Consider the following 21174-nt stretch of genomic DNA (forward strand, 5'->3'; position numbering starts at 1 on the left):
ACGAGACCATGCAGATAGGAATGATGGGACTGGGCAGGATGGGCGCCAACATGGTTCGGCGCCTGCTGCGCGATGGCCACGAATGCGTCGTCTACGACATCAACCCGGCGAGCGTCGCGGCGCTTGTGAGCGCCGGCGCGGTCGGAGCCGCCTCGATGGAGGACTTCGTCGGCAAGCTGACGAAGCCGCGCAGCGCCTGGCTGATGCTGCCGGCGGCGATCACCGGCCGGATCGTCGACCAGGTGGCCGCCCTGATGGAGCCGGGCGACATCATCATCGACGGCGGCAATTCCTATTATCATGAAGCCGTCGACCACGCCGCGCGCCAGGCCTTGAAAGGCTTGAGCTATGTCGATGTCGGCACCAGCGGCGGCGTCTGGGGCCTCGAGCGCGGCTACTGCCTGATGATCGGCGGCCCTGACAGCGCGGTCCAGCATCTCGATCCGATCTTTGCCACGCTGGCGCCCGGCGCCGACGCCGCTTCGCCTGCCCCTGGCAAGGACGCCGGAACCGCTCCCTTCGGTTATCTGCATTGTGGGCCGAGCGGCGCCGGCCATTTCGTCAAGATGGTCCATAACGGCATCGAATATGGTGTCATGGCCGCCTATGCCGAGGGCATGAACATCCTGAAGTCGGCGAATGCCGGCAAACGGCAGCGCACCGCCGACGCCGAAACCAGCCCGCTGGAAAACCCGCAATACTACCAGTTCGACATCGACATCGCCGAGGTGGCCGAGGTCTGGCGGCACGGCAGCGTCATCGGCTCATGGCTGCTCGATTTAACGGCCGGCGTGCTGAAGGCCGATTCGTCGCTGACGCAGTTCGGCGGGCGGGTTTCGGATTCCGGCGAAGGCCGCTGGACGCTGAAGGCGGCGATCGACACCGGCGTGCCGGCGCCGGTGCTGTCGTCGGCGCTGTTCGACAGGTTCTCCTCGCAAGGCGAATCCGAATTCGCCGACAAGCTTCTGTCCGCCATGCGCTATGCCTTTGGCGGTCATGTCGAAAAACCGAAGGCCGGCTCGTGACGGGCGACAGGGAGGCACGCCCATGAGCCAGGAACGGTCCGACACGCTGGTGCTTTTCGGCGCCACCGGCGATCTCGCCCACAAGAAGATCTTTCCCGCCCTCTACGCCATGGTGGCCAAGGGAACGCTGAACGAGCCGGTGATCGGCGTCGCCTTCGATCCCTGGGACCTCGCCAAGCTGCAGGCGCGCGCCCGCGACGGTATCGTCAATGCCATCGGCAGCATCGACGAGAAGATCTTTGCCAGGCTTGCCTCGCTGCTTCGCTATGTCAGCGGCGACTACCGGGCGCCTGCGACCTTCGAGAAGCTGAAGACCGCGCTGGGCAGCGCTGAGCGGCCGCTGCACTATCTGGCGGTGCCGCCGGCCATGTTCGAGGTCGTCGTCCAGGGGCTGGAGCAGTCGGGCGCCGCCCAGGGCGCGCGCCTGATGGTCGAAAAGCCGTTCGGCCACGATCTGCAATCGGCGCGCTGGCTGAACCGGGTGCTGCATCTGGTCTTCGACGAAAAGTCGATCTTCCGCATCGGCCATTATCTCGGCAAGGAGGCGATCCAGAACCTGCTCTATTTCCGCTTCGCCAATTCCTTCCTCGAGCCGATCTGGAACCGCAATTACGTCGAGAGCGTGCAGATCACCATGGCCGAGGATTTCGGTGTCGAGGGGCGCGGCCGCTTCTATGACGAGGTCGGCTGCATCCGCGACGTCATCGAAAACCACCTGCTCAACATCCTCTTGCTGCTCGCCATGGAGCCGCCGGTCGGCCGCTCGGCCGACGATCTGATCGACGAGAAGGTGCAGGTGCTGCGGGCGATTCGGACGCTGACCAGGGACGATGTCGTGCGCGGGCAGTTCGACGGCTATCTCAACGAGCCGGGCGTGGCGCCGAACTCGCCGGTCGAGACCTTCGCGGCGGTGCGCTTTTTCGTCGATACCTGGCGCTGGCAGGATGTGCCGTTCTTCATCCGCGCCGGCAAATCCCTGCCGGTGCACGCCACCGAGGTCATCGTGCGGCTGAAGCGGCCGCCGCTCGACGTCTTCGATCCGATCAAACCCGGCGAATGCAATCACGTGCGTTTCCGCATCGATCCGCAAGTGGCGATCTCGATCGGAGCCCGGCGCAAGGCACCCGGCGACGACATGGTCGGCGAACAGGTCGAGCTCACCGCGTTGGACGACAGCAAGGGCGACATGCCGCCTTACGAGCGGTTGATCGGCGACGCCATGAACGGCAACGGCCAGCTGTTCACCCGCCAGGACGCCAGCGAACTCGCCTGGCGCATCGTCGGTCCGGTGCTCGGCGACACCACGCCACCCCCTGTCTACGCGCCAAAGACGTGGGGGCCGGCCGAAGCCATGGCTGGATTCGGGCCGCCGAACGGCTGGATCAATCCAGCGAAATGATTTCTGGGAGGCGAAAGCGATGGCCAAAGCGGTGAAGCGACCGGCACCCGACGCTGAACAGATCGTGCTTGCGATCGACATCGGCGGCTCGCACGTCAAGATCCGCACCAGCGCCGGCGCAGAGGAGCGCAAGACCGCTTCCGGACCGGAGCTGACGCCGCAGCAGATGGTCGCTGCGGTGAAGACGCTCGCCGAAGGGCTGCACTACGATGTCGTCTCGATGGGCTATCCGGGTCCCGTGCACCACAACCGGCCTTTGACCGAACCGGCCAATCTCGGCAAGGGCTGGGTCGGCTGCGATTTCGCCGCTGAGTTCGGCAAGCCTGTGAAGGTCGTCAACGATGCGCTGATGCAGGCCGTCGGCAGTTATGAAGGCGGCCGCATGCTGTTCCTTGGCCTCGGCACCGGCCTGGGGGCCGCGATGATCGTCGATAACGTCGCCCAGCCGATGGAGCTTGCCCATCTTCCCTACAAGAAGCGCGGCAGTTTCGAAGACTATGTCGGCGAACGCGGGCTGCAAAAGCGCGGCAAGAAGAAATGGCGCAAATACGTCTTCGACGTCGTCGACCGGCTTCGCACCGCCATGCAGCCGGATTACGTGGTCATCGGCGGCGGCAATGTCGATGAACTCACCGACTTGCCCGCCGATTGCAGACGCGGCGACAACACACGCGCCTTCGAAGGCGGATTTCGACTGTGGCGCGACAAATCCCTGATTATCTGATATTGCTGATTGTCTGATATTATCGAGCACCGGCTCAGGGTTGTTAATCCCGCGCTGCCGTTAGTATTATTATTCAAAATAATGTGTGACGTGGCGCGGCGTCATTGCATTGCGCAGATTTGCCGACTAGGAATTTCTGCGACCCCCACGGACGGAGAGATAGATTGACCGACGACAACAACAACGCTCGCAAAGACATCGACCTGCTCGAGCTGACCGCCCATATCGTCTCCGCATATGTCGAGAAGAACCGCTTGCCGGCTTCCGGCCTCGGCGATCTCATCGCCAGCGTCAGCGCTTCCATAGGTGGGCTGGGGCAACCGGCAGTGCCGGTCGCCGCGCCGCTGACGCCTGCCGTCAATCCCAAGAAATCGGTGACGCCGGACTACATCATCTGTCTCGAGGACGGCAAGAAGTTCAAATCCTTGAAGCGCCATATCGGCGTTCATTTCGGGCTGACGCCAGACGCCTACCGCGCCAAATGGGGCCTGCCGTCGGACTACCCGATGGTCGCTCCCAACTACGCGGCCTCGCGTTCGCAGCTGGCCAAGGCGATCGGCCTCGGCCGCAAAGCCGCCCCGCCCGCGCCCGTCAAGAGCCGGAGCAGGAAGGCCAAGGCGACGGTTTGATACCGTTAGATCGAGCGGGATGCACATTGAACGCGTTCCGCTGGTCGGTCTGTTTGTGTTCGGCGGAAGCTGCGACGCTCGAAGCTCACGGCATGGCATCCTAGGGTCTGCGCCGCGTCGCTTCGCTCCTTGCTCGGCCCTAGGACGAAGGTAGGATGGCTGAAGGCTAATCGCTGATGTCGGAGAGTGGCAGCGCGTCCGGTGTATCGGACGACGATTGATGGCGAATTACAAGTTTTCGAGATTAGCCGAACACCCTCCGTTCGTCATCCCAGGGCGGAGCAAGGAGCGAAGCGACGCGGCGCAGACCCTGGGATCCATGCCGTTACCTCGCGGCAGTGCGCCTGCGGACCGGAACCGTACGCTACCACCCCGTCCCGCGAAAAAGCTCGAACCACTCAGGGTTGGTCTTCTCGATCAGCTCGATCTTCCATCGGCGTGGCCAGCGCTTCAGCGACTTCTCGCGCTGGATGGCGTCGACAATGTCGAAATGTTCCTCATACCAGACCAGACGCTGCACACCGTAGCGGCTGGTGAACCGCGAGCCCTCGCCGGATTTGTGCTCCGGCATGCGGCGGCCGAGATCATTCGTAACCCCGATATAGATCGTGCCGCGCTTCTGGCTTGCGGTCATATAGGTATAGCCGGTCATGGTTGAAGGGTAGCTGGCGCCGGTGCCGACGCAAGTGCCGTTCTGAACCGTTGCATTCTTCGGCAGATGCAATGGCATGGATCCCAGGGTCTGCGCCGCGTCGCTTCGCTCCTTGCTCCGCCCTGGGATGACGAAACGAGAGGTGTTTCGGCTAATCTCGAAAGTTTGCGATCTGCGATCCGCCGCCATCCGCTTGTTATCTGCAAGAACGAAATTGTTGATCCAGGCCGGATTTTTGCGCGCGCCTCCGGCCGAACTGCGTTAAAGGCTTTTTTGGCCGGACCAGCGCCCATCGTGGAAGTGCCCCGCCGGCCGACATCGCCGCCACGGGGCCTTATTCCATGACCGCAGAATCCCAAGTACCATCCGACCAGCGCTATGCCGCCTTTCGCCACCGGCCGTTCCTGAGCTATTGGGCGGCGCGCTTCCTCTCGACATTCTCCACCCAGATCGTGTCGGTCGCCGTCGGCTGGCAGATCTACGATCTGACCCGCGACCCGTTCGACCTCGGCCTTGTCGGCATCGTCCAGTTCCTGCCTTCGCTGCTGCTGGTGCTGGTCACCGGCGACGTTGCCGACCGTTTCGGGCGCCGGCTGATCATGGCGCTGGCGGTGCTGGTCGAGGCGGGCTGCGCCTTGGCCCTCCTGCTGCTGACGCTGCGCGGCCTCTCCGGGCCGATGCCGGTCTTCATCGTGCTCGCCATGTTCGGCATTGCGCGCGCCTTCTTCGGGCCGGCCTCGTCATCGCTGTTCGCCAATCTGGTGCCGCCTGAGGATTTCGCCAACGCCATCGCCTGGAACTCTTCCGCCTGGCAGACGGCAACCATCGTCGGGCCGGTCGCCGGCGGCCTGCTCTACGGGCTTTCGGCCGAAGCTGCCTACACCACAGCGGCCGTGCTGATGCTCATTGCCGCCGTGCTGATCTTCACCATCCCGAAACCTGCCCAGCGCAGCAGGACCGACAGGCCGACCGTACAGACCCTGTTCGCCGGCTTCGGCTATATCTGGAGCGAAAAGATCGTGCTCGGCGCGATTTCGCTCGACCTGTTCGCGGTGCTCCTGTCCGGCGCCTCGGCGCTGCTGCCGGTCTACGCGCGCGATATCCTCGAACTCGGCCCGTGGGGGCTCGGCCTGTTGCGCTCGGCGCCCGGCGTCGGCGCCATCTGCGTCGCCATCTGGCTGGCCGGACACCCGATCCGCAACCATGCCGGCCTTGTCATGCTCGGCTTCGTTGCGCTGTTCGGCGCGTTCACCGTCCTGTTCGGCCTCTCGACCATCACCTGGCTGTCGATCGCTGCTCTCGCCTTGCTTGGCGCCACCGACATGTTCAGCGTCTATATCCGCGAGACGCTGATCCAGCTGTGGACGCCGGACGACGTTCGCGGCCGCGTCAACGCCGTCAACCAGGTGTTTGTCGGCGCCTCCAATGAGCTCGGCGAATTCCGCGCCGGCACCATGGCCGCGCTGATCGGCACGGTTCCGGCCGTGGTGGTCGGCGGTGTCGGGGCGATCGCTGTTGCCGGGCTATGGGCGGTGCTGTTCCCGCAGCTGCGCAAGGTGCGTCATCTCAGGGGGCGAAACTGATTACCGCAGCGCCGGCTTGCCGAAAATCATCGGCAGGAACTCGCCGAGCCAGCGCTTGAGGTGCATGTCCCAGATCAGCCGGCCGCCGAGATGGTCGCGGCCGGGCTGTGCGCCGGGCAGTTCGAAGCGGTGCGCGCCGCGCACCACCCAGCGCTGCATCATCGCCCGGGTCAATTCGCCATGGAACTGGATGCCCCAGGCATTGTCGCCATAGCGGAAGGCCTGGTTGGGATAGGTTTCGGCCGTCGCCAAAAGCGTCGCGTCCTTTGGCAGCGAAAAGCCCTCGCGATGGAATTGATAGACCATCTCCGGCCAATGCATCAGCCTGCTGCCCGCTTCGGTCGCCTTAAGCGGATACCAGCCGATTTCGACGAGGCCCTCGCCGTGGCCCTCGACCCTGCCGCCAAGATGCTTGACCAGCATTTGCGCGCCGAGGCAGATGCCAAGCAGCGGCCGGTTCTCGTTGAGCGGAATTTTAAGCCAGTCGGTCTCGCGGCGGACGAACTCGTCGCCGTCATTGGCACTCATCGGGCCGCCAAACACCACTGCGCCGGCATGGCCATCCAACGTCTGCGGCAAGGCCTCGCCGAGCGGCGGTCGGCGGATGTCGAGGTCGAAGCCTTCCTCGATAAGCATATGGCCGACCCGTCCGGGGCTCGAATGCTCCTGATGCAGCACGATCAGGATCTTTGGTCTCGGGCTTGGCTTGGGCGGCATTGGAAGGCTGGACCCTGTCTATTCGTCGCTTGACGTTCCGGCAGCACCAGGAGCCGCGGCGGCCGCCTTGAGGCGCGCCTCGACACGGTCGCGACGTTCGACGCCGATCAGCTCGGCGACCCGCCAGACGGTATTGTCCTCGAGTTCGTGCAGCTCGCCATCGGCATAGACGATCTCCCACATCAGACCGATGAAGGCCTTTCGCGCCTCGGCGTCGAGATGGCGCTTGAGCACGCTGGTGAAGGCGTAGAGGTCGATCGCCTCATTGTCGGCCCGCTCGCCGGCAGCCGCCAACGCGTCGAGTTCGTCGCCGCTGATCGAGTAGCTTTCCGCCAGCACCTTCTTGAACCGCTCCCATTCGGTATCCTGGCGCACCCCGTCGGCGTTCATCACGTGGAAAAGCAGGGCGGACGCGGCAACGCGCGGATCGTCGGCGCTGGGGCTGGCGCCACCACCGGACGGCAGATCCCTTAGAAACGACAAAACGCGTTCGAACATTAAATCATTCCCAATAAGCCCGGGTCCACTCGACCCTTATCAGAACAAACGAAACCGGCGCGTCGATTTGTCCGCCGCGTCGTCGGGATCGACGCCGGGATCGTCGGGCAGCCGCGTCAGCTCCTGCGCCGGCTCGACGGCTTCGGCATCTTCCGGCACTTGGGCAAACGCCGCCGCGGTAATTGGTGTCACATGATCCTCGGCGGCACGGTTTTCCGTCCTCACTTCGGTCGCTGTGCCCGGTGTCTCGGCAGCAACGGCTGTGTGCTCGATCGCCTCGGCTGTTTCCTGTACCGGTTTGGCTGGAGCCGCGATGGCCGGCATCGGTCCCTCCGGAGTCTCTTCATGGCTGTCGATCAACTGGCCGAGCCGCTCCATCGGCGCCCGCCATTCGAATGCGTCGAGCCTGCCGGTGATCGGCGATACCGGAGCCCAGCGTTCGGAGACGACGCCGTCGGCGACCCAGGCCGGGTCGCGCGGCGCTCTCACCGCCTTCGACAGCAACTGCCGCACCTTGCCCTGGTCACCGCTCTCGGCCTCCTCGATGTCGGCCAGCAGCAGATAGGCGCCTTCGCGGCGATCCATGCGGATGGCGGCTTCCGCCTCGCGGCGGGCGGTTGCAAAATCTTGCGCATCGAGCGCGGCGCGCGCCACGGCAAGCGAGGCCTCGGCATGGTTCTTCTTCAGCTCCTGCAGCTTCTTTGCCCGGTTCAGCCGGTCGAGCACGGCATCGCCCGGCCGGGCATGGACATAGAGCTCCGCGATCTCCGGGTGCGGCTCGGCCTTCCACGCCGCCTCGAGGATTTTCGAGCCTTTGCGCACGTCGTTCTGCCGAAACAGCAATTTCGCCGCGACGACCGCCGCCGGTGCGAAATCCGGCCGCAGCCGGTTGGCTTCGAGCGCCGCCGCCCTTGCAGCATTGGCATCGCTGTCGATCAGCGCCTGCGCCTTGGCAGTCAGCAGCACGGCGCGACGCCGGTTGGCCGCATCGCGCTCGATCTGCCGGGTCGACTTCTGGGCATCGACCAGTTTCAGCGCGCCATCCCAGTCGCCACGCCCGGTCAGGTCTTCCAGCGTCGATTCGGCCGCCCAGGCCAGTTGCGGCGCCACCGCCGCGGCCCGGCCCGCATAGTGGCGGGCTGCGTTGCGGTCGCCGAGCCGCTCGGCCTCGAGATAAAGCCCGCGCAGGCCGAGCAGCCGCATTTCGGGATCATCGAGCATGGTCTCGAACTTTTCGCGGGCGCCTTCATGGTCGCCTTCGAGCAGCGAGGCCTGCGCGTCGAGCAGCTGGATCAGTGGCTCCTGATCGGAGCGGATCAGCTTTGCCGCTTCCTTGGTCTTCTTGCGGGCGAGCGCGCCGTCACCGGCGCCGGCGGCGATCATCCCGGTCGACAGCGCCTGGTAGCCGCGGTCGCGGCGACGCACGCGGAAATAGCGCGAGATCGTATAGGGGCTGTTCCACAGCGCCTTGACCAGCCACCAGACGATCATCACCGCGGCAACCACGGCAACGACCGCCACCGCGGCGACCATCAGGCTGACCTGGTATTGATAGCCGTTGAAGGTGACGAGCATTTCGCCCGGCCGGTCGGCCAGCCAGGCGAAGCCGAGCCCGAGCGCAAAGACGGCGGCAAGGAAGGCGAGGATGCGGATCATTGGGTTCCTCACGCCTTCATCGCGCCGGCGATGAGCGAATCGATCTGCGTCTCGACCTCCATCCGCGCTTTCAGCTTGCCGGCAAAGTCGGCGCCGGCGGCCTTGGCCGCCTCAGGCAGGGTTTCGTATTCGCTGAGCGCCTTGGCGTAGTCGCCCTGGTTGACCGCGACCTCCATGCGCGCGACGGTTTCCGGAACGCCAGTGCCTCCGACGGCGCCGATCGGCCTGACCTTGACCAGCGATTCGGCGCTGGACAGCAGCTTCTGCAGGATGCCGGCATTCTGGTCGATGGGCGTCGCGGCAGCGACCATGGCGTTGGCGGCGGCGTCCGCTTCGGCGGCAATCTCGGAGCGCATCGGGACGCCCTTTTCGGCATAGGTGCGCAACGTCGCGATCTCGGGTGCATCGGGTGAGATCGCGGCAAAGGTTTCGAGTTCGGCGGCGAACGGTGCACCACGGTCGAGCGCTGCCTTGAGCGCCGAAGCGGCAATGGCCAGTGCGATCTTCGGCTGCGAAGCCTGTGCATCGACCTTGCCCGAGATCTGTGAAACCGACTGTTCCAGGGCCGCAAGCCGGCCTTCCTGCGCCTTTGCCGTGTCGCCGGCCGATTTCACCAGCGCATCGAGCGCGGCCAGCCTTTCGTTGAGCGGGCCGAGATCGACCGGCGCCGTGCCGCCGGCCTTGCCGAGGGCCGCAACCGCCGTCTCGATCTGCCTTACCTTGTCGCCAAGTGCCGCCAGGCCGGCATTGTCGCCGGCACCGCCTTGCTCGACCGCCGACTTCAACGTCGCAACGTCCGCCCTCACCTGATCCAGCGCCGCCGACAGCCCGTCCACCTTGGCCGATGCGTCATTGTTGGCGCCGGCCTGTCTGAGGTCCGCGACCTCGCGTTTCAGCGAAACGATCTCACCATTGACCGCGTCGAGCGACACGCCGCCCGACCCCGGCGCACCGAGCAGGCCGGCAAATTGCAGCCCGCCGGCCGCGGCGAGGGCGATGACGCCGCCGATAATACCGGCGGCGATGCCGTTGATGCCGCTTCGCTTCGGCTGCGCTGCCATATGGTCGTCCCTCGTCTCAGCTGTCTTCTCGCCGGAACCTGGGATCCCCGGTTCGTTGGCCCCGGTTCCTCTGGATGCATCTTCGAAACTGTAGTCGGAAACCGTGGAGCGCCCGGCCGGCGCATCCGAACCGGCGGGATAAGGGGTTTCCGCTTCCCTGGCAGAATCGACGCCGGCGTCCGCCGGCTCTTGCGTGCCGGCCGGCGCGGCTGCGTCGGCATGTTCCCATGGCTCGAGATCGGTCTGGTCCGCATGCACCGGCTCTTCAGGTGGCTCCGGCTGCGAGGCGTTCGCCGCTTCCTCGGCCCGCGCCTCGTCGGTCTGCGAGGTCACGGCATCCTGTTCGTCGGCGACTCGCGAGACGGCGCCAGGCTCAAGCTCGATGGTCACCGGCTCACGGCGGCTCTTGGAATGCCGCATCTTCGGCGTCTTGACCATGCTCGGGCTCCGCAAAATTCGCTTCGGGATGGTTTGAAGGGTCTAGCACATCACCAAGCGGTGAAAAGGGGCGGCGTGATGACGCCACGGCTTGGAGTTCAGTTTTGGCAAAACGCCGCAGGGCCGAATCCACGTGTCAAGCCAAGGCCCATGCTCGGCACACAAAAAACCCGCCTCGGCGGGCGGGTCGTTGGAGCCAATTAGCACCATAACCAAATTAGTAGCATAGCTGCCGGCACAAAGCAAGAACAAAATGTGCCCCGAGCGCAGTCATCCACGTTGGCACTGCCCCTCATCGCCCTGCCGGGCCCTTCTCCCCGTACAGTGACGGGGAGAAGGGCTCTCACGAGTCTCGACGCTTCTTCTGCAACGCTGGAGGTTGGCGAAATCCTCGGCGAAGGCACCCTCTCCCCGTCACTATACGGGGAGAGGATGCCGGCAGGCAGGTGAGGGGCGGCGCCAACGTTTGGAACAAGCTGGCACAGAGCAGCGGCGGATGCCGGTCAGCGCGGCGCCTGCAAAAGTCCCAGCAGCGCATCCTCGCTGGGCTCAGGCGCAATCCGGATCTCGGCGACGTCGCCCAACGCCGCGGCGATGCGCCCCGATAATCCGAAAAAGCGCGTTTTTTCAAAAACACCACGCAGCGCCGGCCGGCTAGCCAGGGCCTGCATAGCGGTGGCCGCCTTGGCCGAATAGAGCAGCACCGCCTCGACCGGCTGGGCGGACAGGCGCGCAAGAACGGCCTCGTCGGAGTAATCCAGGACAACGGTGTCGTAGGTCTCGACGGCGCGGACCTGAACGCCCGACGCCAACAGCCCTTCCTCGAAGCCGGGAAATCGCACTCGCCCGCAGAGATAGACGATCGTCTGCCCCGCGTAACCGCCAGCAAGCGCATCGGCCAGCGCCTCGGCATTGCCCGGGCCTTCGCTGACCGACAGAAACCCGGCAGCGCGGGCGGCTTCCGCCGTCTTCCTGCCGACGGCGTGGCACGGCAAGCCGGCGAGCGCCGCGATGACCTCTTTCGGCGCATGGCGAACGGCATTGGCGCTGGTGACCGCGACCGCCGCGGCGTCAGCGAGCGCGCCGGCATCGACCGGCAGCGCCACGGTTCCGGTCAATGGCAGCAGGATCGGCTGAAAGCCGGCATCCGCAAGCCGGCGCCCCGTGCGCGACGCGCCCGGTTCGGGCCTCGTCACAAGGACGCGGAGCATGTCAGGTCCAGCCATCGAAGAATGTTTCGCCGGCCCTGGCCCGAACGGTCGCCGCGGCTTCCGCGCCAATGCGCGCCGCCTCCTGCGCCGGCCCTTGCAGCCTGACTTCATGCGACTGCGTGCCATCGGGCGAGATGATCAGCCCGGCAAAGGAAACCGTTCCGCCCGATATCGTCGCATGTCCGGCGATCGGCGTGCGGCAGGACCCGTCGAGCGCCGCCAGGAAGGCGCGCTCGCAGGCCAGCGCCTCGCCGGTCGGCCCGTCGTGGATCGCTGCCAGCATCTGTTCCACGTCGCGGTCTCCGATGCGGCTTTCGATGCAGATCGCGCCTTGCCCCGGCGCCGGCGGAAAGACCTCGAGCGGCATCAGGTCGGTGACCACGTCTTCGAGCCCGAGCCGCTTCAGCCCGGCATAGGCGAGGATGGTGCCGTCGGCGATGCCGTCGTCGAGCTTGCGCAGCCGCGTCTGCACATTGCCGCGAAACATCACCACTTCGACGTCCGGCCGCATCCGCCGGATCAGCGCCTGGCGCCGCAGCGACGACGAACCGACCCTGGCGCCTTGCGGCAGGCCGGCAATCGTTCGCGCCGCCTTGCCGATGAAGGCATCGCGCGCGTCTTCGCGCGGTAGGAACGCGGACAGTTCCAGCCCCTCGGGCAACAGCGTCGGCATGTCCTTCGACGAATGCACGGCGATGTCGATGCGGCGCGCCAGCAGCGCCTCCTCGATCTCCTTGGTGAACAGGCCCTTGCCGCCGGCTTCCGACAGCGGCCGGTCCTGGATGCGGTCGCCGCTGGTCGAGATGACGACCACCTCGAAAGCTTCCGCCGGCATGCCATGCGCCGCCATCAGTCGCGCCTGCGTTTCATGCGCCTGCGCCAGCGCCAGCGGGCTGCCGCGTGTTCCGATTTTCAAGGTTGTTTGCATGACGCGCCGTCCGTGATAACCCCCGGCAGGTTTTCGGGTTTTCTCCTATCGGGGAAAGGCCGACAGTACAATCTGTACGATTTTTGGACAGCGACGAATTGATCCGCGTTCTGGGCATCGAGACGAGTTGCGACGAGACCGCCGCCAGCGTGGTGGCGCTGGACGGTCGCAGCACGCCGCAAATCCTGTCGAACATCGTGCTCAGCCAGATCGAGGAGCATGCCGCTTTCGGCGGCGTCGTGCCGGAGATCGCCGCGCGCGCCCATGTCGAGGCGCTCGACGGCATCATCGAAGCAGCGCTCGCCGATTCCGGCGTCGACCTCGCCGATATCGATGCGATTGCCGCCACCGCCGGTCCCGGTCTTGTCGGCGGGCTGATCGTCGGCCTGATGACGGCCAAAGCAATCGCCGCGGCAGCCAAAAAACCGCTGATCGCCATCAACCATCTCGAAGGTCACGCGCTGACGGCCAGATTGATCGACGGGCTCGACTTTCCCTACCTCTTGCTGCTGGTCTCCGGCGGTCATACCCAGATCGTCGCCGTACGCGGCGTCGGCGACTACCAGCGCTGGGCGACGACGATCGATGACGCGCTTGGCGAGGCCTTCGACAAGACGGCCAAGATGCTCGGCCTGCCCTATCCGGGCGGACCGAATGTCGAGAAGGCGGCGGCAACCGGTGACGCGACGCGTTTCGCCTTTCCGCGCCCGATGAAGGGCTCGGTGCAGCCCGATTTTTCCTTCTCCGGCCTCAAGACCGCGGTGCGCCAGGCGGCAACCGCGATCGCCCCGCTGAGCGATCAGGATGTTGCCGATATCTGCGCCTCGTTCCAGGCGGCGGTGGCGGATGCGCTGGGCGACCGTGTTGCGCGGGCGCTGACCCGGTTCCGTCAGCAATTCCCGGACAAAGCCGAGCCTGCATTGGTTGTCGCCGGCGGCGTGGCCGCCAATCGGACCATCAAGGCGACATTGCAGAGTCTTTGCGAGCAGGCCGGGTTCAGCTTCGTCGCGCCGCCGCTCAACCTCTGCACCGACAATGCGGCGATGATCGCCTGGGCCGGCATCGAGCGCCTGCGCGCCGGCATATCAGGTGAAAACGCCGCCGATCTCGTGCCGCGCTCGCGCTGGCCGCTGGACAGCATCTCGGCCCCGATGGTCGGCTCGGGCCGGCGTGGGGCCAAGGCATGACCGGCAGCGAGCACAAGGCGCCAAGCGGCTGGCGCGTCGCCGTGCTCGGCGGCGGCGCCTGGGGCACGGCGCTGGCGCTGGCCACGCTGCGCGCCGGTCATTTCGTCCGCCTCTATGCGCGCGACCCGGAGACCGTCGCGGCGGTCGACCGTGGCGAAAATCCGCGCTATCTGCCGGGCATCGCGCTCGATCCCGGCATCGTGGCGACGAGCGACATCGAGGCGGCGCTCGACGGTGCCGACTGCGTTCTGGCGGTAGCGCCGGCGCAATCGTTGCGGATTATGCTGACGGCCGCGTCCAGCCATATGCCGAAAGGCGTCCCGCTGGTCCTCTGCGCCAAGGGCATCGAGCGCGACACCGGCGCGCTGCTATCGTCCATCACCGAGGAAATACTGCCGGCAAATCCGGTCGCCGCTTTGTCCGGCCCAAGCTTTGCCACCGACGTCGCCAGGGGCCTGCCGACGGCCGTCGTGGTCGCCGCCCGCGACGAGGCTCTGGCCACCGACCTTGCCGCCCGCTTTTCGGCGGAAAATCTGCGCTGTTATTCGAGCGACGATCTAATCGGCGTCGAGATCGGCGGCGCGCTGAAGAACGTCTTTGCCATTGCCGCGGGTGCCGTCACCGGCGCCGGGCTCGGTGCCAGCGCCCAGGCGGCGATGGTGACGCGCGGCTTCGTCGAATTGCGCCGCATCGGCGCCGCCTTTGGCGCCAAGCCGGAGACGCTGATGGGGCTTTCCGGCCTCGGCGACCTGCTGCTCACCTGCTCGTCCGCGCAGTCGCGCAATTTCGCCTATGGGCTGGCGCTGGGGCAAGGCAAGCCGCTTGCCGGCTTGCCTTTGGCCGAAGGCGTGCCGACGGCGGCAATCGCCGCCCGCATCGCCGGCGAGCGCCGGATCGACGCGCCGATCATCGCCGCCGTCGCCGCCATACTGGACGGCACCATAACCATAGACCAGGCTGTGTCGGCGTTGATGACAAGGCCACTCAAGACCGAAACCGACATGTGATCGCGAACGATTGCGGAGATGGAAAGATGCTGTTTGCGTTGATTTGCAAGGACAAGCCAGGAAGGCTGCAGGTGCGGCTCGATACGCGGCCCAAGCACCTTGCCTTCCTGGAAGGGCTGAACGGCGACAAGAAATTGGCCTTCGCCGGCCCGTTCCTCGACGCCGACGGCAAGCCGAACGGCACTCTCGCCGTTGTCGAGGCGCCTGATCTGGCTGCGGCAAAAGCCCTGTCGGCGGCCGACCCCTATACCAAGGCAGGGCTGTTCGAAAGCGTCGAAATCCGGCAGTGGAACTGGAGTTTCAACAAGCCGGCGGATATCTGATGCATGTCGCGCAAAAGTGTGCAGCGGTTTTGTGATAGCGACATGCATACAACAAGAACCTAAAGCGCGTCGCATGAGGCCGGTCGAACGCGACGCGCTTTTAGTCGCGGCGGCACCTGAGGAGGAGCAACACAATGAACTACTGGCTGTTCAAATCCGAACCTTCGGTCTTCTCCTTCGAGGACCTCAAGGCCAAGGGCAAGGCCGGCACGCAATGGGACGGCGTGCGCAATTATGCGGCGCGCAACAACATGAAGGCGATGCAGATCGGCGATCTCGGCTTCTTCTACCATTCCAATGACGGGCTGGACATCGTCGGCATCGCCGAAGTCTGCGCTCTGGCCCATCAGGACAGCACCACCGACGATCCCCGCTGGGAGTGCGTCGACATCCGCGCCTTCAAGGCCATGCCGAAGCCGGTGACGCTGGAGCAAGCCAAGGCCAATCAAAAGCTGGCCGACATGGCGCTGGTGCGGCTCGGGCGGCTGTCTGTGCAGCCGGTGACGCCGGCCGAATGGCAAGAGGTTTGCCGCATGGGCGGCCTGACGCCGGCGCCATGACGGCGCTGACGCCGGACAGCGCCAGGAAATTCATCCTCGACAACACGGCGCTGATGGCGCCGCCACATGTGCCGGAGATCCGCCTGCACCTGGCCGACGAGGCGCACGAACTGTGGCGGCGGACCGAGGACGAGCTGACCGAAATCGGCCTGCCGCCGCCCTTCTGGGCTTTTGCCTGGGCCGGCGGCCAAGGCCTTGCCCGCTACATCCTCGACAATCCGGCGGCGGTGCGCGGCAAGCGCGTGCTGGACTTCGCCTCCGGCTCCGGCGTTGTCGCCATTGCCGCGGTGAAGGCCGGAGCTGCCGAGGTGATCGCCGCCGATATCGACCCGTTCTGCGCGACCGCGATCCGCCTCAATGCCGAGGCAAATGGGACCGAGATAAAATTCCTCATCGGCGACTGCATCGGCAGCGATGCCGGCTGGGACGTGGTGCTGGCCGGCGACGTCTTCTACGACAAAACTTTCGCCGACAGGCTGATGCCGTGGTTCGCCCGGCTGAGGGCGCGCGGTGCCGACATTCTCGTCGGCGATCCCGGCCGCTCCTATCTGCCGAAGACCGGGCTGGAGCCGCTTGACGTCTACGAAGTGGCGGTGACCCGGGCGCTGGAGGACGCCGAGGTCAAGCGCACCACCGTCTGGCGCCTTGCTTGACGGCATCGCCGAACAGGCGTTCCATCGCGCAATCGACCGGAGGGAACCATGGATTTTTCAGCAATCAATTGGCTGGCGGTAATCGTCGCCGCCGTCGTGGCGTGGTTGTTCGGCGGGGCCTGGTACATGGGCTTGAGCAAGCCGTGGCTGAAGGCCGCCAAGCTTGATCCGGCGACGATGAGCAAATCGATGCTGCCCTTCGTCGTCTCCTTCATCGCGGAGCTCGTCATGGCGCTGGTCATGTCGCTGATCATCGGCGCCGTGACCGGCGGCGAGCCGAGCCTGCTTGCCGGGGTGATCTTCGGCTTCGTTCTCTGGCTGGGGTTCGTCGCCACCACGCTTTCGGTCAACCATCGCTACGAAGGTTTCGGCTGGGATCTGACGCTCATCGATGTTGGTCACTGGCTCGGCGTGCTGCTTCTCATCGGCGCGGTGATCGGCTGGTTCGGCGCGGCGGCGGGCTGACCGTCAGCTCGGGGTCCTGGCGATTTCCTCGAGAAGCCAATCGCGAAAGGCGACGATGCGCGGATCATTCGCCGCGGTCTCCGGATAGACCAGGAAATAGGCGAATTCGGGCGCGACCTTGATGCCGAGTTCGAACGGCCGGATCAGCCTACCTTCCGAAAGGTCGTTTGCCACCATGGCGAAATCGGCGAGCGCGACCGCGTTGCCGTCGAGCGCGGCCTGGACGGCATCCGTCGAGTTGCCGAACACGATGGTCCGGCTGTCGTCGAAATCGTCGACGCCCGCCGCCGCCATCCACATGCTCCAGTTCGGCCAGGTGACGCCCTGGCGCGACCACTCGATATGCGCCAGCGTATGATGAAACAGGTCGCGCGGCTCCTTGAGCGGCGGCCCGGCCCGCAACAGGGCCGGGCTGCAGACCGGAATGATAACGTTTTCGAACAGCCGGTGCGAGCGAAGCCCCTGATATTTGCCCGTGCCGAAACGGATGCCGAGATCGACGTCGTCGCGATCGAAGTCGCGCACCTCGTAGCTGATGTCGAAACGCAGCTCGATCGCCGGATGCTGCTTGCGAAAATCGTCGACGCGCCGCATCAGCCACTTCGTCGCGAATTGCGCATCGAGGGTGACCTTCAGCAGCGCCGATCCGCGTGCCGTCTTCTGCGCCCGTGAGACGGCCCGGCCAAGCAGGTCGAGCGCATCGGTCGAAGCTTCGAACAGCACCGCACCCGCCTCGGTCAGCCGGATCGTGCGGCTGGTGCGTGTGAACAGCACGATGCCGAGCTGATCCTCGATTTCCTTGATCTGATGGCTGACCGCTGCCGGCGTCAGGCCGAGCTCGTCGGCGGCGCGGGTGAAATTGAGATGCCGGGCCGCTGCCTCCAGCGTCCGCAGCGCACGGGTTCCAGGCAGCAGGCGCGCCATTAGTGCCAGACGAGGAGAGTTCGGTCGAGCATTCCAATTCTCAAAAAAAACTTGAAGATGCAGAAAAAACTACTCGTTTCCCGTTTTGATTTCAATCGGTCATGATCTGGTCATCGAAGAAACATCAAACCGGATTTGATGTCCGGAGAAGCGGATTGCACCATGTCTGACATCACCTTGCGCCCTGTTACCCTCCGCCCGGCCTGGCTGCGCGCCGTGCTTGACTGGTTTCGCTACGCAAAAATCGCGGTCAATCTTCCCTACGAGAATGTCGAGGATCTCTCTGATCGCCAGCTGCGCGACATCGGCGGCGAACGCAAGGACATCGCACGCGCCATGGACCGCGAACTCGGTCGGCTCGGCCTTCTCGACACGGGTTGGCAGCTGCCGAGGAAGCGCTAGGACGGTGTAGTGAGTAGTGAAGCTAAGCGGCGGGTCCGCGAATATCCTTCCCGACCAATTCGCTCACTATTCTCCCCTACCTTGCCACCCTTATCACCGTCCGTTCCGACAGCAGCGGCAGCAGCCGCGCCATGGTGCGAGCCGTTACCGCGACGCAGCCTTGCGTCGGCGTAAAGCCGGGGCGCGCCAGGTGGAAGAAGATGGCGCTGCCGCGCCCGCGCCGCCGCGGCACAATGTTCCAGTCCAGCACCAGGCAGGCGTCATAGAGATCGTCGGTGCGCAGCATCCGCTCATGGCTGGCGCCATAGGGGATTTTGACCGGGCGGTTGTAGTTGCGGTCCCCAGGCACTTCGCACCAGCCGAGGTCGCGGCCAATCGGCGTCATCGCGAGCCGCGTCCGGCGGCCGCCGGCAAAACGGTCGCCGCGAAAATATCCCGACAATATCCGCATCGAGGCAAGCGGCGTGGCGCCGTCGCCCTCGCGCTTGGCCGCCGAGATGCCGCCATGCCCCAGCGCACATGGAAACACCAGTTTGCCGGCCTGCAGAAAGCCTTGGCTGGCATGGCCTGGGCGCGCGCGCACGGTGAGCACGGCGAGCCCTTTCGGCAAAATTGCGCCGACTGCATTGCGATCGTGTTTTTTCTTGTATGATCGTGCCACGGAACAAATCACTGTGAACGGCTGTTGTGCCGGTCAGCTTCCGCATAAACAGGCTGCGGTCAACTGAAATCTCTTTTCAAAACAACGGATTGATCCATGACTTCACGCACCATTCTGATCGTCGACGACGATGACGACCTGCGCGGCACCCTTGTCGAGCAATTGTCGCTTTATGAGGAATTCGATGTCCTGCAGGAAGCGACCGCCGCCAAAGGCGTCGCCACGGCGCGCGGCGGGCTCATCGACCTGCTCATCATGGATGTCGGCCTGCCCGACATGGATGGCCGCGAGGCGGTAAAGATATTGCGCAAGGGCGGCTACAAGGCGCCGATCATCATGCTGACCGGCCACGATACCGATTCCGACACCATCCTTGGCCTCGAGGCCGGCGCCAACGACTATGTGACGAAGCCGTTCCGCTTTGCCGTGCTGCTGGCCCGCATCCGCGCCCAGCTGCGCCAGCACGAGCAGAGCGAGGACGCCACTTTCTCGGTCGGCCCCTACACGTTCAAGCCCAGCCAGAAGCTTCTGATCGACCCGCGCGGCGCCAAGGTACGGCTGACCGAAAAGGAAGCCTCGATCATCAAATATCTCTACCGCGCCGACCAGAAGGTGGTGACCCGCGACGTGCTGCTGGAGGAAGTCTGGGGCTACAATTCCGGCGTCACCACCCACACCCTGGAAACGCATGTCTACCGGCTGCGCCAGAAGATCGAGCGCGATCCTTCCAACGCGGAAATTCTCGTGACAGAAAGCGGCGGCTACAAGCTGGTTCCTTAAACATTTCATTATTCAAATAAGCGATCCGGGCGGGGCGCTTTTCGGGTACGGTCCTGAGGCTGGAGGTGGTTTTGGATCGGCCTCGTAGGGGAGGAGTCGGACTGACGGTTCGGGGACATAGCTAGATGGCGCTGGATGACGACATCCGCATCCTGTCCACCGTGAGGCTCTTCGAGGGCTTTACGCAGGAACAACTGCGTCTGCTCGCCTTCGGCGCCGAAACCACCAGGTTGCAAGCCGACCACAAGCTTTACCGCGAGGATGACGCGGCCGATTGCGCCTATATCGTGATCAGCGGCCGCATCGTCCTCTACCGCGAGCACGACGGCGAGCGCATCCCGATCGGCACCGCCGGCCCCGGCACCATGCTCAGCGAACTGGCGCTGATCGCCGATACCAACCGGCTGACCAGTGCCTCTGCCGAAATCGATTCGGAAGTGCTGCGGCTCAGCCGCAAGATGTTCCGCCGCATCCTTGAGGAATACCCGGAGCTGGCGGTTCACCTGCACCAGCGCATCTCGGAGGATTTCCTGGCGATGATCCGCCGCATCGAGGAACTTGGGCCGCGTTTTGCCGGCTAATACAGCGCCTCTGGTCTAACCAGATCGGTTTCGGAACGCGAGTTCTCAAGGCCGGTGCGTTGCGGAAACAAGCTCGGCCTTGCGCCGCGCCGTCTCCAGTCCGAGCGCAATGAAGCGGCGCGCATGTTTGGCCAGCTCCATATTGTCGGTCCACAGATTGCGCCAGATGGCGGTTTTCCGCGACAGGTTCTCATCGACGATTTCCGACGAGAAGGATTCGAAGCTGAGGTCGTCGCTGTAGCCGATGGCGGTCAGCGCGTCGAATATCGCGGCAAAATCGATATTGCCGGTGCCGAGGAAGCCGCGATGGCTCTCACCGATATGGACATAGCCGATCTTGCTTGCGGCGTTGCGAATGGCCAAGCCGACATCGGCCTCCTCGATGTTCATATGGAAGCTGTCGAGATGCAGGAAGATGTTGTCGGAGCCGCTGTCCGCGATGAAGGCCATGTCTTGCGCGGCGGTGTTGAGCAGGTTGCTTTCGAAGCGGTTGACGATCTCGAGGTTGAGGCGCACGCCTGCTGATTTTGCTGTCTCGGCCACCTCGGCAAGCGTGCCGGCGCTGCGGTCCCACTGGTCGCGCGTCGGCGCTTGCGTCTGCAATCCATGGCTGGTGCTGAGGATGCCGGCAACCTTCTGGCCGCCAAGATCGCGGGTCAGCGCGATCGTACGTCTCAGGATTTCGACTCCGCGCGCCGCAATCGTTTTGTCGGCGCTCGAAATATCGCCGTCGGCCGGCAGTCCGATGCTGATCGCGACGCCGAGGCCGAGATCGCCGATCCGCTTGGCCAAGCCGTCGATGTCGACATTGGCGGGGTCGAGATAGGAGAATTCGATCAGGTCGAAGCCTGCCTCCCTGGTGTTGGCCAGCGTCCGCTCGAGGTCGCTCTGCGCCGAGCTCGCCGACCAGACGAATGAGTGGATTCCGATGCGCGACATGATTGTCTCCGGTCATTCCAGGAGTAGCGGACCCAAGTCCAAATCGGCTTTTGGCAATCCATACTCCGACAAAAAGGTGGGGGCGGGGAGAACGCCCCGCCCCCGCTTGGGGGGGGGTGAGAGCGGGGGTGGAGCCCGTTGGATGGAGATTTTTAAAAAACAAAAGCCCAA

At 64.8% G+C, this 21174-nt stretch carries 24 protein-coding genes; 14 read left to right on the top strand and 10 right to left on the bottom strand.

Features of this window, described 5'->3' with window-relative positions:
- Positions 1-8 precede the first annotated feature (8 nt).
- The 4 genes from gnd to NKJ84_RS27995 all read left to right on the top strand — a co-directional run bounded on the left by gnd (position 9) and on the right by NKJ84_RS27995 (position 3777).
- Complete coding sequence (gene gnd / locus NKJ84_RS27980; protein WP_352509108.1) at positions 9-1025, top strand: phosphogluconate dehydrogenase (NAD(+)-dependent, decarboxylating); 1017 nt, start codon at positions 9-11, stop codon at positions 1023-1025.
- A gap of 22 nt (positions 1026-1047) precedes the next feature.
- Positions 1048-2424, top strand: coding sequence for a glucose-6-phosphate dehydrogenase (gene zwf, locus NKJ84_RS27985; protein ID WP_352509109.1), 1377 nt, complete (start codon positions 1048-1050; stop codon positions 2422-2424).
- A 19-nt stretch (positions 2425-2443) separates the two neighbouring features.
- Positions 2444-3148, top strand: coding sequence for an ROK family protein (locus tag NKJ84_RS27990; RefSeq protein ID WP_352509110.1), 705 nt, complete (start codon positions 2444-2446; stop codon positions 3146-3148).
- Positions 3149-3312: 164 nt separating this feature from the next.
- Entirely contained in the window at positions 3313-3777 is a 465-nt protein-coding gene (locus NKJ84_RS27995) for a Ros/MucR family transcriptional regulator (protein ID WP_352509111.1), read from the top strand.
- A 364-nt stretch (positions 3778-4141) separates the two neighbouring features.
- Here NKJ84_RS27995 and NKJ84_RS28000 read toward each other — a convergent pair whose 3' ends face one another.
- Positions 4142-4429 carry a GIY-YIG nuclease family protein gene (locus NKJ84_RS28000; protein ID WP_352509122.1) on the bottom strand — a complete coding sequence of 96 codons (288 nt, stop codon included), beginning with the start codon at positions 4427-4429 and terminating at the stop codon, positions 4142-4144.
- A gap of 341 nt (positions 4430-4770) precedes the next feature.
- Here NKJ84_RS28000 and NKJ84_RS28005 point away from each other — a divergent pair, with 341 nt between their 5' ends.
- Positions 4771-6012, top strand: coding sequence for an MFS transporter (locus NKJ84_RS28005; RefSeq protein ID WP_352479996.1), 1242 nt, complete (start codon positions 4771-4773; stop codon positions 6010-6012).
- Here NKJ84_RS28005 and NKJ84_RS28010 read toward each other — a convergent pair whose 3' ends face one another.
- From NKJ84_RS28010 to hemC, 6 genes are all read right to left on the bottom strand, one after another.
- Positions 6013-6729 (bottom strand): glutamine amidotransferase, encoded by a 717-nt coding sequence (locus tag NKJ84_RS28010; RefSeq protein WP_292657163.1) that lies wholly within the window; start codon positions 6727-6729, stop codon positions 6013-6015. It lies immediately after the preceding gene.
- An 18-nt stretch (positions 6730-6747) separates the two neighbouring features.
- Entirely contained in the window at positions 6748-7227 is a 480-nt protein-coding gene (locus NKJ84_RS28015) for a tellurite resistance TerB family protein (protein WP_352509112.1), read from the bottom strand.
- A gap of 39 nt (positions 7228-7266) precedes the next feature.
- A complete protein-coding gene (locus NKJ84_RS28020) occupies positions 7267-8883 on the bottom strand; it encodes a heme biosynthesis protein HemY (RefSeq protein ID WP_352509113.1) in 1617 nt (538 codons plus the stop codon).
- An 8-nt stretch (positions 8884-8891) separates the two neighbouring features.
- The gene (locus NKJ84_RS28025) at positions 8892-10382 is read right to left on the bottom strand and encodes a COG4223 family protein (RefSeq protein WP_352509114.1); all 1491 of its coding nucleotides are present in this window, start codon (positions 10380-10382) and stop codon (positions 8892-8894) included.
- Positions 10383-10885: 503 nt separating this feature from the next.
- Complete coding sequence (locus NKJ84_RS28030; RefSeq protein WP_352509115.1) at positions 10886-11593, bottom strand: uroporphyrinogen-III synthase; 708 nt, start codon at positions 11591-11593, stop codon at positions 10886-10888.
- A 1-nt stretch (position 11594) separates the two neighbouring features.
- A complete protein-coding gene (gene hemC, locus NKJ84_RS28035) occupies positions 11595-12521 on the bottom strand; it encodes a hydroxymethylbilane synthase (RefSeq protein ID WP_352509116.1) in 927 nt (308 codons plus the stop codon).
- 101 nt (positions 12522-12622) lie between these two features.
- Between hemC and tsaD the strand changes: the two genes are divergently transcribed.
- From tsaD to NKJ84_RS28065, 6 genes are all read left to right on the top strand, one after another.
- On the top strand, positions 12623-13708 hold the full coding sequence (gene tsaD / locus NKJ84_RS28040) for a tRNA (adenosine(37)-N6)-threonylcarbamoyltransferase complex transferase subunit TsaD (RefSeq protein WP_352509123.1): 1086 nt from the start codon (positions 12623-12625) through the stop codon (positions 13706-13708).
- Positions 13705-14715 (top strand): NAD(P)H-dependent glycerol-3-phosphate dehydrogenase, encoded by a 1011-nt coding sequence (locus tag NKJ84_RS28045; protein ID WP_352509117.1) that lies wholly within the window; start codon positions 13705-13707, stop codon positions 14713-14715. The genes tsaD and NKJ84_RS28045 overlap by 4 nt, the downstream gene beginning before the upstream one ends.
- A gap of 26 nt (positions 14716-14741) precedes the next feature.
- Positions 14742-15038, top strand: a complete 297-nt coding sequence (locus tag NKJ84_RS28050; RefSeq protein ID WP_352509118.1) for a YciI-like protein — start codon at positions 14742-14744, stop codon at positions 15036-15038.
- A 134-nt stretch (positions 15039-15172) separates the two neighbouring features.
- Positions 15173-15598, top strand: coding sequence for an EVE domain-containing protein (locus NKJ84_RS28055; RefSeq protein ID WP_352456302.1), 426 nt, complete (start codon positions 15173-15175; stop codon positions 15596-15598).
- Positions 15595-16251 (top strand): class I SAM-dependent methyltransferase, encoded by a 657-nt coding sequence (locus NKJ84_RS28060; RefSeq protein ID WP_352509124.1) that lies wholly within the window; start codon positions 15595-15597, stop codon positions 16249-16251. The genes NKJ84_RS28055 and NKJ84_RS28060 overlap by 4 nt, the downstream gene beginning before the upstream one ends.
- Positions 16252-16299: 48 nt before the next feature.
- The gene (locus tag NKJ84_RS28065; protein WP_352509119.1) at positions 16300-16716 is read left to right on the top strand and encodes a DUF1761 domain-containing protein; all 417 of its coding nucleotides are present in this window, start codon (positions 16300-16302) and stop codon (positions 16714-16716) included.
- A gap of 3 nt (positions 16717-16719) precedes the next feature.
- Here NKJ84_RS28065 and gcvA read toward each other — a convergent pair whose 3' ends face one another.
- On the bottom strand, positions 16720-17640 hold the full coding sequence (gene gcvA / locus NKJ84_RS28070) for a transcriptional regulator GcvA (protein ID WP_352509120.1): 921 nt from the start codon (positions 17638-17640) through the stop codon (positions 16720-16722).
- A gap of 162 nt (positions 17641-17802) precedes the next feature.
- On the opposite strand from gcvA, the gene NKJ84_RS28075 reads away from it, so the two are divergent.
- Positions 17803-18042, top strand: coding sequence for a hypothetical protein (locus NKJ84_RS28075; RefSeq protein WP_254817801.1), 240 nt, complete (start codon positions 17803-17805; stop codon positions 18040-18042).
- A 76-nt stretch (positions 18043-18118) separates the two neighbouring features.
- On the opposite strand, the gene NKJ84_RS28080 is transcribed toward NKJ84_RS28075, so the two are convergent.
- On the bottom strand, positions 18119-18655 hold the full coding sequence (locus NKJ84_RS28080) for a L,D-transpeptidase family protein (protein WP_352509125.1): 537 nt from the start codon (positions 18653-18655) through the stop codon (positions 18119-18121).
- A 144-nt stretch (positions 18656-18799) separates the two neighbouring features.
- On the opposite strand from NKJ84_RS28080, the gene NKJ84_RS28085 reads away from it, so the two are divergent.
- Together NKJ84_RS28085 and NKJ84_RS28090 are read left to right on the top strand one after the other, a co-directional pair.
- Positions 18800-19483: a response regulator transcription factor gene (locus NKJ84_RS28085; protein ID WP_023680479.1), complete on the top strand. Its 684-nt coding sequence runs from the start codon at positions 18800-18802 to the stop codon at positions 19481-19483.
- Between the two features lie 125 nt (positions 19484-19608).
- On the top strand, positions 19609-20064 hold the full coding sequence (locus NKJ84_RS28090) for a cyclic nucleotide-binding domain-containing protein (protein WP_352479987.1): 456 nt from the start codon (positions 19609-19611) through the stop codon (positions 20062-20064).
- A 45-nt stretch (positions 20065-20109) separates the two neighbouring features.
- On the opposite strand, the gene NKJ84_RS28095 is transcribed toward NKJ84_RS28090, so the two are convergent.
- Positions 20110-21003: a sugar phosphate isomerase/epimerase family protein gene (locus NKJ84_RS28095; RefSeq protein WP_352509121.1), complete on the bottom strand. Its 894-nt coding sequence runs from the start codon at positions 21001-21003 to the stop codon at positions 20110-20112.
- Between the last annotated feature and the right edge of the window lie 171 nt (positions 21004-21174).

It is taken from the genome of Mesorhizobium sp. M0048 (genome assembly GCF_040323405.1).
Classification (GTDB): domain Bacteria; phylum Pseudomonadota; class Alphaproteobacteria; order Rhizobiales; family Rhizobiaceae; genus Mesorhizobium.